This window comes from Spirosoma sp. KUDC1026 (genome assembly GCF_013375035.1).
Classification (GTDB): Bacteria; Bacteroidota; Bacteroidia; order Cytophagales; family Spirosomataceae; genus Spirosoma.
Genome location: NZ_CP056032.1, coordinates 5675104 through 5690835, shown reverse-complemented (window position 1 = coordinate 5690835; position 15732 = coordinate 5675104). Strand labels below are relative to the sequence as shown.

The window sequence follows — 15732 nt, the reverse complement described above, 5'->3', positions numbered from 1 at the left end:
AAAACCCCTGGAATGACTCTCAGGGGTTTTTTATGTTCGATTAATAGTTGACAGAAAACGCTCGAAGACTTCTGATGTTACGTTCAGTTCGATACGCTTGTGTGGACTTGTGAAACCCGCCACAACCGTTACGTTCGCTTTGGCGACGCCCAGCCGTTTGGCCAGAAAATCAATTAGATAGGCATTTGCTTTGCCTTCCTGAGCGGGCGCTTTTATTTTAACAGTCAGAAGCCCGGCAGCATCGTAGAAAATTTGATCTACTTTGCTGCCGGGCTTCACTTTTATGGACAATATCATGCGGGTTGCTGCAACTGGCCAGCCAGTACGGCGATTCCTGCTTCGAAGGTATGTGGGTTGTAGCCCAGTTCACGCTGCGACTTGTCCAGAGTGAAACCGGTACGGGGTGGACGACGGGCGGTCTGCGTGAACGTCGATGCGTCGGCCTGCGCGATTAGCGACTTGTCCAGTCCAAAATAATCGGCGGTTTTAATCGCCATGTCGTAGGGCGTCAGAACTTCTTTGCCCGAGATATTAAAGATACCTTTGGCTTCTTTGTCAGCAATCAGGTAGCAACCCATAGCCAGATCTTCGGCCAGTGTTGGGCTCCGCCACTGATCCGTAACGACTTTGATATTCTTGCCGTCCTCCAGCGATTTCTTCACCCACAGGATGATGTTGCTGCGGCTCATATCGTGGGCAATGCCATACACCAGTACCGTACGGGCAATGGCCCAGCGGAGGTTCGAATGAATGACTACTTTCTCGGCTGCGTACTTGCTCCAGCCGTAAAAACTGATTGGATTACCTTCTGCCGTTTCGTCGTAAGGGCCAGCCGTACCATCGAAAATGAAGTCGGTCGATACGTGCAGCAGGAATGCGTCTGTGTTCCCACAGGCTTCAACCAGGTATTCCACCGCCTGAACGTTCTGCGCCCAGCAGGCATCTTTCTGTAATTCACACTTATCCACGTCAGTCATAGCGGCCGTGTGGATAACTGCATCCGGCCGTACGTCGCTGATAACATCCAGGACCTGCTGCCGATCCGTAATGTCCATCGACCGGTACGTATAACCGTCTGAGTAGGGAAGACGGTTGTCGCCCCGGGCGGTAGCCGTAAGTTCGATGCCTTCCTGCTGAATGAGCAAGTCAACTAATTTCTGACCCAGAAGCCCGTTCGAGCCGGTGAGAAGAATTCGTTTTTTCATACGATCTGGTTGTGAACGAGCTATTGATACCGATAGCCGAACTGTTTGGTAATTTTCTTTTTCTTAACCCAGTCACCCGTCATGCTCATGTGAATGTCTTTCTTGGGACGATCCTGCGCGTCGCGGGGTTGTTTGGCAATGCTATCCACAATGGCCAGTCCGTCAATAACCTCGCCAAAAACGGTGTAGTTACCGTCGAGGTGGGGCGTTCCGCCGAGGGTTTGGTAGACTTGTTTCTGCTCCAGGGTCGGCACATGCCCTTTCAGGCTCTGAATACGATCGACCTGCTTCTGTAGTCCTTCATCATCCCAGGTTTTGCCCTGTACGATGTAGAATTGACAACCACTGGAAGCTTTCTCCGGATTATTATCACGGGCAGCCGCTAAAGCCCCTTTTTTGTGAAAAAGCGTCGGTACGAATTCCGCCGGGATGCGATAGCCAATGTCGCCACTGCCGAGTGGTTCACCGGCTTTTACCTGTCTGGATTTGGGATCACCCCCCTGGATCATAAAGGCAGAGATGATCCGGTGAAACAATAGCCCGTCGTAAAACTTATCGTTCACGAGCTTGATAAAGTTTTCTTTATGCTTGGGCGTCTGGTCGTATAGTACCAGGTGCACGGGGCCGTAGTCGGTCTGGAGCGTAACGAGGTAATCTTTCTTTTTGCGATTCTGGGCTAGTGATAACACCGGAACCAACAGGAGAAAATAAATAAGCTGTTTCATAGGAGCCGATTAGAGATTGACGCGATTCGGGAAAACGTCTTTCAGGCGCTGGTCGTGCGTTACTACCACCAGGCTGGCGCCGATCTGCTCAGATTGTTCGGTAAGCAGTTTAATAACCCGATCTGTATTTTCATCGTCGAGGCTGGACGTAGGTTCGTCGGCCAGAATCAGATCCGGCTGGTTCATCACCGAACGGGCAATGCTAACCCGCTGTTGCTCGCCCTGGCTGAGCTGGTGCGTTCGCTTATCGAGGTGATCGCCAAAACCCAGTTGCTGGGCCAGACTGCGCGCCCGATCCCGGTCCTGAGGTTTGTTCGCCAGGTAATTGGCCATCAGTAAATTATCCATGACGGACAACGAACTGACGAAATGAGGTTTCTGGTAAACGATGCCTACGTGCTTGGCCCGGAAGGCAGCCGTTTCGGCCGCGCTGAGCTGTGTTAGATCGGTCTGGTTTATAGTGACGGAACCGCTCTTTGGCTTCAGCAACAAGGCGAGTAGATGCAGGAAGGTTGTTTTGCCCGTTCCCGACCGGCCCAGAATCAGCAGCGCTTCGCGATTGGCGCAGTGAACATCAGGAAAAGCGAACTGTTTGGCAGGGCCGTACGCAAACGTAAGTTGGTGAGTTGACAGCATCGGATTCGGTCAGGTACCCACAAAAATAGGTAAAAGTTGTAATTTCGCCCGAATAGACAAATGGGGCTGATTCGTATAATCGTTGGAATTAGCTGCTTGTCCTGCTTACACGACTCCCGAATTATCTGTGAAACGAATTGCTCTGTTTGCTTCTGGCTCCGGTAGTAACGCCGAAAAAATTGCTGCGTATCTGGCCAATCAGTCCGAAATCACGATATCGTTCGTTCTATCGAACAACCCCAAAGCCGGGGTGATCGACCGGGCGCGTCGTGGTTTTAACGCCGGGCAGCACGTACCGGTCATCCTGTTCGACCGGAAAACATTTTACGAAACGGAGCGGATTACGCAGCTTCTGCGGGATCAGGAAATAGATTTGATCGTATTAGCGGGATTCATGTGGCTTATGCCTGCTGGGCTGGTGCAGGCATTTCCGAATAAAATTGTCAACATTCACCCGGCCTTGCTACCCAAATTTGGTGGAAAAGGAATGTACGGCCATTTTGTGCACGAGGCTGTCGTGGCGGCTGGCGAAACAGAGTCAGGAATCACCATCCATTACGTCAACGAGCACTACGACGAGGGGCAGATTATTTTTCAGGCCAGTTGCGCCGTGGCCCCAACCGACTCGCCGGAGGACGTAGCACGGAACGTTCAGGTGCTGGAACACGAGCACTACCCGCGCGTGGTTGCTGAACTGCTGGCTTAAAATAGACGAACAGAATGAGAAAAGCCGGCCTTTATTTACTCTTGGTAAGTACGCTGACGAGCTGCTTTCAATCGGCAATTCCCCTGAACAGCAAGAAATGGGGAAAGTATGCGGTCGACGTTTTCTACGGCGACGATCGCCCGACGCGCCCTTATCTGCCCCTGCAGGAATTGCAGATGCGGCAGGAAATACCGCTGGCCGATCGGCAGTCAAAAAACGGAATGATGCTGAGTCGGGGAAATAACGTTGAACAGAAACAGTTACTCCTGAGCCGATTGGCTACTCAGGCTGACCGACTCGGTGCCGACGCACTGGTCGAGGTAAAATATACCTACTTTACGTCCGTGACGGAGAATGGCTACGTAATGACTGGCGTAGCGGTGAAATACAAAGACGAATTCTGATCTATTTGACTTCTTCGTAATCGACATACTCGCCGTCTGACTGGCGCTGGCCGTTGTTCTTGCCTGGCTGACGATCGACCCGAATGTCGCCTTCCCGGCGCTGGTTCTTAATGTTCTGCTGCTTCTGTTCATTGACCAGCTGCCGCCCAACGAGCAGGTAAAATACAAACCGGCGAACGGGTGGTACAAACAGGATGATAAGCGTGATGATGAACAGATATTTGAGCAGCATAACAGAATCTTTGTTAGTTAATAAACGTAGGGGATGAACGATTAGTTTTCCCCGGATAATTTAACTTGATTGTCCGGTTATCAGCCTGCCTGAGCGGACTGATAACCGGACGAATGGTTTATTGACCGTAGAGCGCTTTCCCGGCGGCTTCATACTTATCGCCGGCTATCCATTGCGGCCGATTGGCCCGGTTGGCAATCAGACGGGCGGTATGCGCGAACGCCTGGCAGAAGCGTTGCACGTAATTGTAATTCAGCGATTCAGGGTTGTCAATGGCTTGGTGGTAATACTTGCCAATCGCATCATCAAAAGCTTTGAACCCTGGCGAGAACGTTGGTGCCGGAATGCCCTTTGCCGCAAACGCTACGTTGTCCGACCGGTCAAACAGGCCCTGTTCGGGCGCGGGTTCTGCGAAAACACTCAGGCCAAAAGTTTTAGCCCCTGCTTCAATTTCGGCTTTGGCACCGGTCCGCTCCAGCCCGATTACTGAGACAATCGTCGTGTCGTTATAACCCGCCCCATCGGTATTCAGATCGAAAATCGTTTGTTTTAGCGGCACCAGCGGATGTTCCGCGTAGTAGCGACTACCCAGCAAGCCAACTTCTTCGCCCGTCAGCGCCACAACCAGTACCGACCGTTTAGGGCGTTGCTGGGCCAGAACTTTAGCCGATTCCAGAATCGCAACCGTACCGAAGGCATTGTCCCGTGCCCCGTTGAAAATACTATCACTGGGTTCGTAAGCACTACCGCCCTGTTTGCCCACGCCAACGTGATCGTAGTGGGCCGACAGAATAATGTACTCGTTCTTGAGTTTTGGGTCGGTACCTTCGATGATACCTGCAACATTGGCCGAAGGAGCGGCAGCCCGCTCGCGGCCCGACGTACGTAACGTAACGGTCTGGCCGGATTCTTTCAATTGCTTGTATTTATTGTTGGCGTTGTTGATCCAGAGGTGAGCGGGCGCATTTGGACCGGCGGGCATAGCAGACGTAATCTGCTCGCGGTTGAAATACTGATTGACAAATCCCCAGGGAATCGACTCGCTGTAGAGTTCGATAAGAGCGGCTACGCCTTTCTCCGCAGCCAATTTACGTTTGGCCTCGGCCGCTGAAAAGATCTCGCGCGGGCTTTTTGCGTCGGGCGAGCCGCCCTGCGCCACGACAATACGTCCTTTCAGGTCGCGGCCTTTGTAGCCGTCTTCGCCGTCGGTCAGGCCGTAGCCAACATATACTACTTCGCCCGTTACGTTGGTGGGGTTACCGGCCATAACGACCAGCTCTTTTCCCAGTTTCAGTGTATCGTTCCCAATCAGCAGCGTAGCTGAACTGGCCGCTCTGATTTTTTCAAAAGGAATTGTCTGTAAATAGCCTTCCTGGCCCGGTGGTGTCTTGAGGCCATAGAGCCGGAACTGCTCGGCAATATACCGGGCCGCCACGCGGTTACCCGCTTCACCGGTCCGACGGCCCATCAGTTCATCGGAGGCCAGAAAGTACGTGTGTGCTTCAACCTCAGCGCGGCTGATGGTATATTCGGGGAGTGATGTCGAGGCTTTAGGTCGGGGCTGGGCTATGCTTACAGAGGCTGGAATTGACGCCAGCAGAAGCAAGGTAGAAGCTAGTTTCATAGCAGGGAATTGAGTTGGCTGTAAAACTACAAAAAAGAGAGACTCCGCCGGTGTCGACCAATTTCAGTACTTTCGCGGTCTAAACGGCTTCGGTATACTGCCCAATGTTGGTTGTCCGTTGGTTTACTTTGCTTATGTCCCGCTCGTCTTTAGCCGCCAGGCAATCTACGCAACTAACCAGTTCTGAACAGAATTATCTGACAATTGCGCTTGCCCTGCTGGGGCTGTACGTATTGCCCTATGTCTGGCTCGGGGAAGGCGCTCATCTGACGGTTCATGATAATCTGGACAGCGATTTTCTGTACCTGTACCTGCTGAAGATCACGAACACGGCCTTTGATTTCGATCTGAATACGATCATTCCAAACGTAATGAGTGGCGGCCCGTCGGCCGGAATCCCGCGCTCGGCTTTTCGGACGGGGCTGAATCTGGAAGTACTCTCGTTTTATCTGCTGCCGCCTTATACGGCGCAGGTCGTCAATTTTATAGCTGTCCACGGCATTGGCTTCTTGGGCATGTTTCTACTGCTGCGGAAACACGTCCTGCCCGAAACAAACTGGGTACTAACCCGCGTGGCGCTGGCTTTTCTGTTCGCCCTGGTGCCGGGTTACATCGTTCATGGCGCTTCGGTAAGCGGACAGCCGCTGCTGTTATACGCCTTTCTGAATCTGCTTTCCCGAACGATAAAACCCCGCTGGACAGACTGGCTGGTTATTACCTTGTTCCCGTTCTACTCGTTCTTCGTCTGGGCCGGACTGTTTATCTGCATTGTGCTGGGGGGGATTGGAGTTGTTGTGATGTACCGGCGCGGGGCAGTTCAGTGGCGTTACGTAGTGGGACTGGCTTTGTTGTCGGTGCTTTATCTGGTAAGCGAGTGGGAATTGATTTACGGCTTCATCCATGAACGCTATATCTCGCAACGTATCGAGTTTGATTATAGCCGACTGCGGTCGATGAAAGTCATCGATAGCTTACGCAGAAGTGCCGATCTGTTCGTCTGGCCGATGTTCAATACCGGCGCTTTTCTGACGCTGGGTATTCTGGCACTAGCGTTGGCGGGGGCCTGGCGTGCCTACCGGAAACAGGATACGCAGGCGCTGAAATGGCTGATTGGCTTACCCGTCCTGGCGGGCATTTTTTGCCTGATTCACGGCTTTTACCACTACCTCGTTGTTGATCTGGGCACCAGCTGGCTGGGCTTGAAACTGCGGGTTTTCCAGTTCGACCGTTTCTACTTCATGCTACCTACGCTCTGGTTTTACCTGTTTGCACTGGCGCTGCGGCAGTTCAGAAACGAGCGAACGATTAGTCAACTAGTGCTGGCGGGGCAACTGATTTTAATGATCGTTGCTAATAAGGAATGGCTGATCAACGTGGGTAAAATGGCGGGTATTGTAACCGAAGCGCAGTATCCGTCTTATCGGGCGTTCTTCGCCGAGCGGCAGTTTGCCCGAATCCGAAATTACATTGCCCAGCCGCAATCCGATTACCGGGTTATCTGCCTGGGCATGCATCCGTCTGTGGCCCAGTACAACGGCTTTTACACACTGGACAGTTACCAGAATAACTATCCACTGGCTTACAAACATGCGTTTCGCCGGATAATTGCCACCGAACTGGCAAAGGGAACCCCTAAAATGCGGGCCTATTACGATGCCTACGCTTGTCGGGCGTATCTCTATACGGCTGAACTGGGAATGAATTACCTGTTCGGGAAAACCGAAAACCGTGACGTGAAGCGTTTGCAGATTAATACGTCGGCGCTGGCTGCGATGGGAGGGAAGTACCTGATCTCAGCAGTCCCCATCCGGAATGCTACTCAAAACCGGCTTGTCCTGCAGCAGATCGTCAACGATTCGGAGAGCTACTGGAAAATATGGCTGTATAAAGTGGACGTGGCAAAAAGATAAATCCGAACCGATTAGCTGCCCTCGTTCCGGTAATGATGCCGGGCAAAACGCATGAACGTATCGGCCAGCCCTTCGTTCACGCCCTGTAGCTGAATTGAATAAAAATCCCGCTGAATACTTAGTCCCTGAATATCCAGAATTTTCAGGCTCCCAGCCCGTAACTCGTCCTGCACCGCAAAGACTGACACGAACGCCATACAGCGCGAACTGCTGAGGTAGGATTTGATGCTTTCAGTACTGCCCAGCTGCATCTCGATCGTCAGATCTGTCAGGCGCAGGCCTGCCCGCCGTAGGGCGTGCTCAACCACCTCCAGTGATCCCGAGCCCCGTTCGCGCAGCAGAATGGGAATGGTTTTCAGATCGTCGAGCGTGATTTCGTCGAAATCGGCGAGCGGATGATCGGGGCGACAGACTAGTACCAGTTCGTCCTTCACGAATGGCGTGTAGCGAATATCGCTATGGTGCGTTCGGCCTTCAACCAGCCCCAGATCGATGTCCTTATTGAGAAGTTGCTGCTCAATCTGTTCTGTGTTCCCGCTCAATAAAGAGACTGTTACGTCGGCGGTACGTTCGCGGAAACGGGCCAGCACGGGCGGAATGACGTACTGCGCTACGGTACTGCTGGCCCCTAGTCGAAGCGTGCCGCCCGATTTCCCCTTCAGCGCGTTGATGTCGAATTCCAGTTGCCGGTAGGTAGCGACGATTGTTTCGGCATGACGCAAGAACACCTCTCCGGCTTTGGTCAGGCTGATCTGATTACCACGTCGGTCGAAGAGAGCCGTTCCGAACTGGTTTTCCAATTCCTGAATATGTTTGGTGATGGCGGGCTGCGTAACGAACAGTTCGGCCGCAGCTTTGGTGAAGCTGAGCCGCTTGGCGACGGTGTAAAAAACGTGCAGACGAAAATCGAGCATACCCCAAACTTACGGATGAATCGGCATCGATTCACTTTCCTTAACAACAGGCGCGATGCAGTTGAGAACACTCCTGGTAGATAACATAAAATCTCGTTGACCATACAACGGATTTCGACTTGTGTATTCAGGAACGACTTTCTGTAAAAACTGCACCAGTGTACTATCGTCTGCATAGGGTAATATGCGAGCCAGCTCCCGTAAGGCACGCTGGGTTTGATAAGCATCCGGCGTTTCTAGCCGGGCAGCCTGGATGCGGGGGTGACGGGTGAGGAGTGCCGTTTCTGTGGTATGCAACAACTCTTCGTGTAGTTTCTCCCCCGGACGCAGCCCGGTGAATGTCAGTTTGATAGTTGTATTGACCTCATAACCCGCGGCCTGAATTAATTGCCGGGCCAGATCGGCGATACGAACGGGTTCGCCCATATCGAACACAAATACTTCGCCACCGCTGCCGAGAATAACGGCTTCCAGCACGAGGTGACAGGCTTCCGGAATAGTCATGAAATAACGGGTAACGTGTGGATGTGTTACGGTTACCGGCCCTCCGCGGGCTATCTGCTGCCTGAACAGGGGCAGAACTGATCCACTGGAGTCCAGCACATTGCCAAACCGGGTTACCACGAAGCGCGTGGCTGACTGTTGGTTAAGTCCCTGGACATACATTTCGGCCAGACGTTTAGTCGCACCCATAACGCTGGTTGGGTTGACCGCTTTATCGGTGGAGATCAGGACGAATTTCTGCACGGCAAAGCGAACCGCCATGTCTGCAACGAGCTGGGTTCCCAGCACATTCACGTTGATGGCTTCGTAAGGGTGTTGCTCCATCAATGGTACATGCTTGTAGGCGGCCGCGTGAAAGACAAGGGCGGGTCGGTACGTAGCAAAGATCCGGTGTATCCGGCCTGCATCAGTGATATTGGCAATCTGCACCACTACGTTGACAGCGCTGTCATATTCCTGACGTAGGGTTGCCTCCAGCGTGTAGAGCGCCGACTCTGCCTGATCGATTAGAATAACCTGGCTGGGTTTCTGTTGCAACACCTGCCGAACCAGTTCGCTACCAATCGACCCTGCTGCGCCGGTAATGAGCACCGTCTGGTCGCGGATAAAATGCTCTGACTTTGGATCTGAAACCTGGTTGAAGGAGGGACCGGAGAGCTGCGGAGTAAATGAGGGGGCGACTCCTCGTCGTTGACTCCGACGGCGGAAAGTCATCCGGAGGAAATGCCGAAACGTTGTGGAGCGTGGACCTGGCCAAAAGCTGACGGCGAAAACCATGGCTGACAGAAACAGCGACAGTGGACTCAGCGCTTGGGCGGGGAGCAGAGAAATCATATCGGTAAGGGCGTCGTACGGTGGCTCCGCAACTCGTTCGCGTTACCGGGGACGAGCGACGGATTGACCAAATATAAACGGCTTGCCGACAGAAGGAAGTGTCAGGTAACAATAATGTGCCCGCGTGGGCACATTATTAACTTTTCGGTATGGATAGTTATGGGTCCGGTGTAATCTATTGTAAACCAGTAGATAAACATCCTCTTTGATTACGCCTGCTTTGGGCGTTTGTACAAAGGCACCGTACTGCACGGTTCGCCAAACAGCAGACTTTGCACTACAGGACGTAATACGCGGGTGAGCTCTACGTAAGCCGCTACGGGAACGGGCACATCCGAACAACCTTTGACAACCACCCGGGCATCCTGATAGTCGGCTACATCAATGCTGGCAATGGCGTCGAAATATAATTTTTCTTCCAGATCTGTGAGCGAACCGTAAACGATCGACTTGGCGTAGGGCTGCAACTGTAACGTCAGTAACATATACGCCCAGGTTGGAATGATCGCATCTTCAGTGCAGGTGATGGCCACGTGTTTGCCCGCGTACTGGCTCCAGTCGTGTTCTTTCAAAAAGGCCCGGAAGTCTTTTTCTTTCAGAATCAGACCCATAAAGAGGTTGTCTTTCAGGTCATATAGCACCCGGTCGCCGGAAGCGTAATAGTCTTCGAGATTCAGCGTAACGAGGCCGCTGCCGGCCACCCGGTTAATAATTTCTGTTTCCATAATTCAGGGCTGATAATCAGTAGCTAGATACCCACCGATTACTTTTAAATTGTCGGGTAGATAACCCTGAAAAAAAGTAAAAAGGTTCTGCCTAACGAATCATAAGAAGGCACCCGCGGTCGGCTTTTTTTTGCTACTTTTGTCAACTAGTCTAAATCATAAGCACTCCTTCAAACGATTGATATATGAAGTTTATCGTTTCTTCTTCTGTCCTGCTCAAGAACCTCCAGAATATAAATGGTGTGGTGGCCACGAACCCCATCGTGCCTATCCTTGAAAATTTCCTGTTCCGTATCGACGTTGACGAAAATGCCGCGGGCGGAACCCTGACCGTAACCGCGTCGGACCTGCAGACGACGATGACGACGCAGATTCCGGTAGAAGCCAGCGAAAGCGGTTCGATCGCTATCCCGGCGAAACTGCTGCTGGATACGCTGCGCAGTTTGCCCGAACAGCCCGTAACGGTCAACATCGACACGGATACGTTTGGCACCGAAATTCTGACCGATAATGGCCGGTACAAACTGTCGGGCGAGAACCCGATTGATTTCCCGAAACTGCCGACCGTGAGCAAAACCATGGGTGTTGAAATGCCATCGGAAGTTTTGTTAGCCGCGATCAACAATACGGTTTTCGCGACAAGTACCGACGACTTGCGTCCAGCGATGACGGGGGTGTTTCTGCAGATGAATACCGACAACGCTACGTTCGTTGCCACGGATGGACACCGCCTGATCCGCTATCGCCGGACGGATCTGAACGCGGCTGCCAGTTCGTCGATCATCATTCCTCGTAAGGCGCTGCAACTGCTGAAGGCGTCGCTGCCAGAAGGTATCCCCGTTACGGCTGAATTCAGCCAGGCGAACGCGTCGTTCACATTCGGGCCAACGCAACTGATCTGCCGCCTGATCGACGAGCGTTTCCCGGATTACGAAAATGCCATCCCGACCAACAATCCAAACGTAATGACGATTGGCCGGACTGATCTGCTGAACTCGCTGAAGCGGATTATGATCTACGCCAACCGGACGACACACCAGATTCGTCTGTCGCTGAAAACCAACTCGCTGACCATCTCGGCCGAAGATCTGGATTACTCGAACGAAGCCAACGAGAAACTTCTCTGCGATTACGACGGTGATGCCATGGAAATCGGCTTCAACGCCAAGTTGATGGCCGAGGTGCTCAGCAACCTGAGCGCAAAAATGATCAGTCTGGAACTGTCGGCACCAAACCGGGCCGGCCTGCTGATTCCGGCTGACAAAGAAGAAAACGAAGATATCCTGATGCTGGTGATGCCAGTGATGTTGAATACATACGCATAGTAAATAAAGGAGGAAGGGGACGAAAGGGACGAAAGGGAAAAGGGTGCTGAAACCCCTTTCGTCCCGCTTCTCCCTTTCGTCCCCTTCCTCTTTTTTCCTCTTTCATGCCCAAACGGTCTACTGCTCCCGCGCTTGCCTTTATTTTCGTTACGCTGCTGATCGACGTAACAGGCCTTGGTATCATTATCCCGGTCTTTCCGAAGCTAATTGAACAGCTCATCCACGGTAACATCAGTCAGGCGGCAAGCTGGGGCGGATGGCTGTCGTTTTCCTATGCTGCCATGCAGTTTCTTTTCTCGCCCATTCTGGGTGGGTTGAGCGACCGTTTTGGGCGTCGGCCCGTGTTGCTTTTTTCGCTCTTCGGATTTGGGCTCGACTACATACTTCAGGGATTTGCCCCCACGATCGAATGGCTTTTTATCGGCCGTTTGCTGGCCGGTGTAACGGGAGCTAGTTTCACCACGGCTACCGCCTACATTGCGGACATCAGCACACCCGAAAAACGGGCACAGAATTTCGGCTTGATCGGGGCCGCGTTTGGCGTGGGCTTTATTCTTGGTCCGGCTGCTGGTGGGTTTTTAGGGCAATACGGCCCGAGAGTACCCTTCTTTGTGGCGGCCGGATTAACCATGGTTAATTTCCTGTACGGCTTTTTCATTCTGCCGGAGTCACTTGCCCCCGAAAACCGACGTCCTTTCGACTGGCGCCGGGCGAATCCGATCGGCTCGCTGATGCGACTGGGAAAATATCCGGTTATTCTCGGGCTGGTGGCGTCGCTGGTGCTGGTTTATATTGCTGGCTTCGCGGTGCAGGGTACATGGACATTCTACTCGATGGAGAAATTCAAGTGGGACGAAAAAACGGTTGGTTTATCGCTGGCTGCTATTGGCCTTTCGTTCGCCATTGTGCAGGGCGGCCTGAGCCGGATCATCATCCCTAAAATAGGTCAACAGCGGGCCGTTTATGTGGGGCTGATGTTCAGCGCGATGGGTTTTCTGCTCTTTGCCATTGCCACGCAAAGCTGGATGATGTTTGCCTTTATGATGGTCTACGCCATGGGCGGTATTGCCGGACCATCTATTCAGGGTATTATCTCCAATCAGGTGCCGGCCAACGAACAGGGTGAATTGCAGGGGGCGCTGACTAGCCTGACTAGTACGACCTCTATTTTTGGCCCCCTCATTATGACGAATCTGTTCTCATATTTTACATCACCGGCCGCCCCGATCTATTTACCCGGAGCCCCCTTTTATCTGGCGTCGGTGCTGGTGGTGATTAGCGCTTTCCTATCCCGGCGTGGCCTGAACCGGTCCATTGCTGCGTAGTTAAAAGGGACTTATATGCTTGGTAAACTACGCAGCTACATCCAGCTCTTGAAACAGACCCGGTCGGATTTACACGCCAACCGGCTGCTGATGGGGCAGCTGATGGCGAAAAGCACCGCGGGCGCAACGACGCTGGCGAGGGCCGAATTCAAAGCGTTTTCCCAGTTTGGCGACGACGGGATTATCCAATATCTAATTCAGCACGCCCAGCTTCGGGATCGCAGCTTTGTGGAGTTTGGCGTTGAAAACTATCAGGAAGCCAATACGCGCTTTCTGCTGCTCAACAACCGCTGGCGCGGACTTGTAATGGACGGTAGCCAGACGCATATTGCCGATATTCAGGCTGAGGAACTGTACTGGCAGCACGACATTACGGCGAAGACCGCTTTTGTCTCAGCCGAAAATATCAATCAGCTATTGACTGAAGACGGCTTCAACGGGCCGATTGGGTTGTTGAGTATTGATGTCGACGGAAATGACTACTGGATCTGGCAGGCTGTGACGGTTGCCGACCCGGACATTGTCATCGTTGAATACAACAGCGTGTTTGGGCCAGAGCGGTCAGTAACAGTGCCTTACCAGCCGGATTTTGTCCGTAGTAAAGCCCATTACAGCCATCTGTATTTTGGCGCGTCGTTACGTGCTCTCTGCGACCTTGCCGAGACAAAAGAATATGCGTTTGTGGGATGCAACAGCGCCGGTATCAACGCCTACTTTGTCAAGCAGTCGCAGCTAGGCTCGTTGACGCCTGTTTCGCCCGAGGAGGGATTTGTTGATTCGGCGATTCGGGAAAGCCGCGATCAGGCGGGAAAACTTTCTTTTATGGGTGGAAAGAAGCGGGCAGATTTGCTGAAAGGCCTGCCGGTGTACAACACACGTACGAACTCTGTCGAGCCGTTCTAAGGAACCCTAGTTAACCGGAAAAACAACGTTGAATTTTAAGGTCATCTGATCTTCGGTTTTAACACCCATCAGCGAGGGACGCTCAATATTGTACGTAGCCATACTCACCGGAAATTCGCCGGTGAGCGTCATTTTGCCACTCTCTTCCTTCCGGGTTGCCTGCAGCGTAACGGGCTTGGTAACGCCGTGAAAGGTTAGGTTGCCTTTCGCGACCAGGTTACCGTTATCCCCCGCTTTGATATCCGAGCTGACAAACGTTACGTTTGGGTATTTGATCCCTTCCAGCACCTCTACAGCGTGGGAGTCCCGGTTATTATTCTGGCTATCAAACGAGGCTACTTTAACCGAAACCGCCAGATTTTCGGGTAGTTTGGTGTCGTCGTTGTAGATCATCGCGCAGTTCACCTCCCGGCTAACGCCCTCCCATTTATGAAGCGGATGGACGGCTGCGTACGTGATGGTAGACTTCGATTTGTCGGCCACTATTTTACGTTTGGCCGTTGGGTTTTTGAAGGCAACAAGAAGCCCGATGGCTAGGAGATAGCCACAGAAAAGATAGTTTTTCATACGTTTAGAAAGTTAACGCAACGATTGAAGCTGCGTATGCCCCGAAGGTGGTATAGGCTGCTATCCGGTGATATGGTTTTAATTCGTAATTCGTCTGGATCATGTGTGCCAGCACGTTGGTGGCTACCATGCCCGTCAGGTGAACAACGGCCAGATACCGGTGCAGTTTAATGGTCGTAAAACCACGTTTTGATCCGACGATTGGTGGGGGCGTTGTGAGTGACAATGCCAGGGTCGTGCCGTACGATACGTTGATAAAAGTCGCAGCCCCTTCGTGCAGGCGTTTGATTCGGGTATAATCCTCGCCAAAAGCATTGTAGAGCTTGGCGCCCAGAAAACCCTGGGCGATAAAACCGGCCAGCGTAACAAAACCACCAATCTGGTGAGCCGTCAACATCCCCCGGCGGATTTTCAGTTCTTTTGTCCGCCCCTCGGGCGTAAGTGGGGCTACGTTCATCACGCGCAGTAATCCTTTGGGACCCCAGAACGCTCGCTGCGTAAAAATCATTTTGCGCGGCAGCAGTGGCTGCGCTTCGGTTGAGTCCGACAGACCTGCCAGCAGCGCGTCAGCATCACCAGTTGTCTGAGCAGAGTCTCGCCGAACGGCTGTGGTATCCTGCGCCCGTAACGATCCCATCGCCAGGAAGGCGAAACAAACTAGAAAGAACTGTTTCATAAAGGAGCGAGTCGGGTTAAGCCGTGATCGTTAACGTATTTCCATCCGCACTTAAGGCTGTCTTATAGACCGCTAAAGCCTGCGTTGCCGGTCCCATTTCAACAGCCCCCGTCGTGCTGAACTCTGAACCGTGGTTAGGGCAGTAAAAATCGTTCTGCGTCAGGCGGTACTGTACGTTTGTTCCCTGGTGGGTACAGGCTTTCGCCAGAGCGACGTAACCACCTCCATTAACCCGGGCTATGATCATACTGCCCTGGTAGATGTAGCCGCCTACTGTTTTCAGGGCGCTGGCCGTTGAAGAAGTTAGATCAATACTCGTGTTGGTTCCTGGCATTGGGGCAGGGTCACTGCTGTCACTTTTGGAGCACGACGTCAGTGTCGTTCCCATGCAATAGAAGGCCATCATGGCCGCGCTGCTTAAGCCCAGGCTGCGCAGGAATTCGCCACGGTTCATTGATTCGGTAGTTGGATTGGTCTTCATGGTATTAATCTGATTACAGTTGTTGATACGTATAAA

At 52.6% G+C, this 15732-nt stretch carries 18 protein-coding genes; 6 read left to right on the top strand and 12 right to left on the bottom strand.

What is annotated here, in order from left to right; all coding sequences use genetic code 11:
• Window positions 1-30: 30 nt before the first annotated feature.
• Genes HU175_RS24075 through HU175_RS24060 form a run of 4 tightly spaced genes read right to left on the bottom strand, consistent with a single transcriptional unit; the run spans window position 31 to window position 2566 of the window.
• A complete protein-coding gene (locus HU175_RS24075; protein ID WP_176568993.1) occupies window positions 31-297 on the bottom strand; it encodes a DUF167 domain-containing protein in 267 nt (88 codons plus the stop codon).
• A complete protein-coding gene (locus HU175_RS24070) occupies window positions 294-1205 on the bottom strand; it encodes an SDR family oxidoreductase (protein ID WP_176568992.1) in 912 nt (303 codons plus the stop codon). Before HU175_RS24070 ends, HU175_RS24075 begins: the two co-directional genes overlap by 4 nt.
• A 20-nt stretch (window positions 1206-1225) precedes the next feature.
• A complete protein-coding gene (locus HU175_RS24065) occupies window positions 1226-1930 on the bottom strand; it encodes a peptidylprolyl isomerase (RefSeq protein WP_176568991.1) in 705 nt (234 codons plus the stop codon).
• A gap of 9 nt (window positions 1931-1939) precedes the next feature.
• Complete coding sequence (locus HU175_RS24060) at window positions 1940-2566, bottom strand: ABC transporter ATP-binding protein (RefSeq protein WP_176568990.1); 627 nt, start codon at window positions 2564-2566, stop codon at window positions 1940-1942.
• Window positions 2567-2693: 127 nt separating this feature from the next.
• On the opposite strand from HU175_RS24060, the gene HU175_RS24055 reads away from it, so the two are divergent.
• Both HU175_RS24055 and HU175_RS24050 read left to right on the top strand, forming a co-directional pair.
• On the top strand, window positions 2694-3272 hold the full coding sequence (locus tag HU175_RS24055) for a phosphoribosylglycinamide formyltransferase (protein ID WP_176568989.1): 579 nt from the start codon (window positions 2694-2696) through the stop codon (window positions 3270-3272).
• A gap of 14 nt (window positions 3273-3286) precedes the next feature.
• The gene (locus tag HU175_RS24050; RefSeq protein ID WP_176568988.1) at window positions 3287-3676 is read left to right on the top strand and encodes a hypothetical protein; all 390 of its coding nucleotides are present in this window, start codon (window positions 3287-3289) and stop codon (window positions 3674-3676) included.
• A gap of 1 nt (window position 3677) precedes the next feature.
• Here the strand turns inward: HU175_RS24050 and HU175_RS24045 are convergent, their stop codons facing one another.
• Window positions 3678-3908 (bottom strand): DUF4834 domain-containing protein, encoded by a 231-nt coding sequence (locus HU175_RS24045; RefSeq protein ID WP_176568987.1) that lies wholly within the window; start codon window positions 3906-3908, stop codon window positions 3678-3680.
• 118 nt (window positions 3909-4026) lie between these two features.
• Window positions 4027-5532, bottom strand: coding sequence for a M28 family peptidase (locus HU175_RS24040; RefSeq protein WP_176568986.1), 1506 nt, complete (start codon window positions 5530-5532; stop codon window positions 4027-4029).
• A gap of 134 nt (window positions 5533-5666) precedes the next feature.
• On the opposite strand from HU175_RS24040, the gene HU175_RS24035 reads away from it, so the two are divergent.
• A complete protein-coding gene (locus HU175_RS24035; RefSeq protein WP_176568985.1) occupies window positions 5667-7442 on the top strand; it encodes a DUF6044 family protein in 1776 nt (591 codons plus the stop codon).
• Between the two features lie 11 nt (window positions 7443-7453).
• On the opposite strand, the gene HU175_RS24030 is transcribed toward HU175_RS24035, so the two are convergent.
• From HU175_RS24030 to HU175_RS24020, 3 genes are all read right to left on the bottom strand, one after another.
• Window positions 7454-8356, bottom strand: a complete 903-nt coding sequence (locus HU175_RS24030) for a LysR family transcriptional regulator (RefSeq protein WP_176568984.1) — start codon at window positions 8354-8356, stop codon at window positions 7454-7456.
• 9 nt (window positions 8357-8365) lie between these two features.
• Window positions 8366-9694: a UDP-N-acetylglucosamine 4,6-dehydratase family protein gene (locus HU175_RS24025; protein ID WP_176568983.1), complete on the bottom strand. Its 1329-nt coding sequence runs from the start codon at window positions 9692-9694 to the stop codon at window positions 8366-8368.
• 209 nt (window positions 9695-9903) lie between these two features.
• On the bottom strand, window positions 9904-10419 hold the full coding sequence (locus tag HU175_RS24020) for a DUF2480 family protein (protein ID WP_176568982.1): 516 nt from the start codon (window positions 10417-10419) through the stop codon (window positions 9904-9906).
• 185 nt (window positions 10420-10604) lie between these two features.
• Between HU175_RS24020 and dnaN the strand changes: the two genes are divergently transcribed.
• The 3 genes from dnaN (at window position 10605) to HU175_RS24005 (ending at window position 13972) form a co-directional block, all read left to right on the top strand.
• Window positions 10605-11744, top strand: a complete 1140-nt coding sequence (gene dnaN / locus HU175_RS24015) for a DNA polymerase III subunit beta (RefSeq protein WP_176568981.1) — start codon at window positions 10605-10607, stop codon at window positions 11742-11744.
• Between the two features lie 104 nt (window positions 11745-11848).
• Window positions 11849-13069, top strand: coding sequence for a TCR/Tet family MFS transporter (locus HU175_RS24010; protein ID WP_176568980.1), 1221 nt, complete (start codon window positions 11849-11851; stop codon window positions 13067-13069).
• Window positions 13070-13084: 15 nt separating this feature from the next.
• The gene (locus HU175_RS24005; protein ID WP_176568979.1) at window positions 13085-13972 is read left to right on the top strand and encodes a hypothetical protein; all 888 of its coding nucleotides are present in this window, start codon (window positions 13085-13087) and stop codon (window positions 13970-13972) included.
• Window positions 13973-13978: 6 nt separating this feature from the next.
• Here the strand turns inward: HU175_RS24005 and HU175_RS24000 are convergent, their stop codons facing one another.
• The 3 genes from HU175_RS24000 to HU175_RS23990 are packed head-to-tail and all read right to left on the bottom strand — an operon-like array spanning window position 13979 to window position 15696.
• Complete coding sequence (locus HU175_RS24000; RefSeq protein ID WP_176568978.1) at window positions 13979-14539, bottom strand: YceI family protein; 561 nt, start codon at window positions 14537-14539, stop codon at window positions 13979-13981.
• A 4-nt stretch (window positions 14540-14543) separates the two neighbouring features.
• Window positions 14544-15215 carry a hypothetical protein gene (locus HU175_RS23995; protein ID WP_176568977.1) on the bottom strand — a complete coding sequence of 224 codons (672 nt, stop codon included), beginning with the start codon at window positions 15213-15215 and terminating at the stop codon, window positions 14544-14546.
• A gap of 16 nt (window positions 15216-15231) precedes the next feature.
• Window positions 15232-15696 carry a ubiquinol-cytochrome c reductase iron-sulfur subunit gene (locus HU175_RS23990; protein WP_176568976.1) on the bottom strand — a complete coding sequence of 155 codons (465 nt, stop codon included), beginning with the start codon at window positions 15694-15696 and terminating at the stop codon, window positions 15232-15234.
• Window positions 15697-15732: the final 36 nt, after the last annotated feature.

What these genes read in the sequence shown, in the direction of transcription:
- HU175_RS24025 (WP_176568983.1), bottom strand. Translation starts at nt 9,694, where the DNA reads ATGATTTCTCTGCTCCCCGCCCAAGCGCTGAGTCCACTGTCGCTGTTT.
- HU175_RS24000 (WP_176568978.1), bottom strand. Translation starts at nt 14,539, where the DNA reads ATGAAAAACTATCTTTTCTGTGGCTATCTCCTAGCCATCGGGCTTCTT.
- HU175_RS24005 (WP_176568979.1), top strand. Translation starts at nt 13,085, where the DNA reads ATGCTTGGTAAACTACGCAGCTACATCCAGCTCTTGAAACAGACCCGG.
- HU175_RS24065 (WP_176568991.1), bottom strand. Translation starts at nt 1,930, where the DNA reads ATGAAACAGCTTATTTATTTTCTCCTGTTGGTTCCGGTGTTATCACTA.
- HU175_RS24035 (WP_176568985.1), top strand. Translation starts at nt 5,667, where the DNA reads ATGTCCCGCTCGTCTTTAGCCGCCAGGCAATCTACGCAACTAACCAGT.
- HU175_RS24020 (WP_176568982.1), bottom strand. Translation starts at nt 10,419, where the DNA reads ATGGAAACAGAAATTATTAACCGGGTGGCCGGCAGCGGCCTCGTTACG.
- HU175_RS24045 (WP_176568987.1), bottom strand. Translation starts at nt 3,908, where the DNA reads ATGCTGCTCAAATATCTGTTCATCATCACGCTTATCATCCTGTTTGTA.
- HU175_RS24060 (WP_176568990.1), bottom strand. Translation starts at nt 2,566, where the DNA reads ATGCTGTCAACTCACCAACTTACGTTTGCGTACGGCCCTGCCAAACAG.
- HU175_RS24030 (WP_176568984.1), bottom strand. Translation starts at nt 8,356, where the DNA reads ATGCTCGATTTTCGTCTGCACGTTTTTTACACCGTCGCCAAGCGGCTC.
- HU175_RS23990 (WP_176568976.1), bottom strand. Translation starts at nt 15,696, where the DNA reads ATGAAGACCAATCCAACTACCGAATCAATGAACCGTGGCGAATTCCTG.
- HU175_RS24070 (WP_176568992.1), bottom strand. Translation starts at nt 1,205, where the DNA reads ATGAAAAAACGAATTCTTCTCACCGGCTCGAACGGGCTTCTGGGTCAG.
- HU175_RS24075 (WP_176568993.1), bottom strand. Translation starts at nt 297, where the DNA reads ATGATATTGTCCATAAAAGTGAAGCCCGGCAGCAAAGTAGATCAAATT.
- HU175_RS24040 (WP_176568986.1), bottom strand. Translation starts at nt 5,532, where the DNA reads ATGAAACTAGCTTCTACCTTGCTTCTGCTGGCGTCAATTCCAGCCTCT.
- dnaN (WP_176568981.1), top strand. Translation starts at nt 10,605, where the DNA reads ATGAAGTTTATCGTTTCTTCTTCTGTCCTGCTCAAGAACCTCCAGAAT.
- HU175_RS24010 (WP_176568980.1), top strand. Translation starts at nt 11,849, where the DNA reads ATGCCCAAACGGTCTACTGCTCCCGCGCTTGCCTTTATTTTCGTTACG.
- HU175_RS24050 (WP_176568988.1), top strand. Translation starts at nt 3,287, where the DNA reads ATGAGAAAAGCCGGCCTTTATTTACTCTTGGTAAGTACGCTGACGAGC.
- HU175_RS23995 (WP_176568977.1), bottom strand. Translation starts at nt 15,215, where the DNA reads ATGAAACAGTTCTTTCTAGTTTGTTTCGCCTTCCTGGCGATGGGATCG.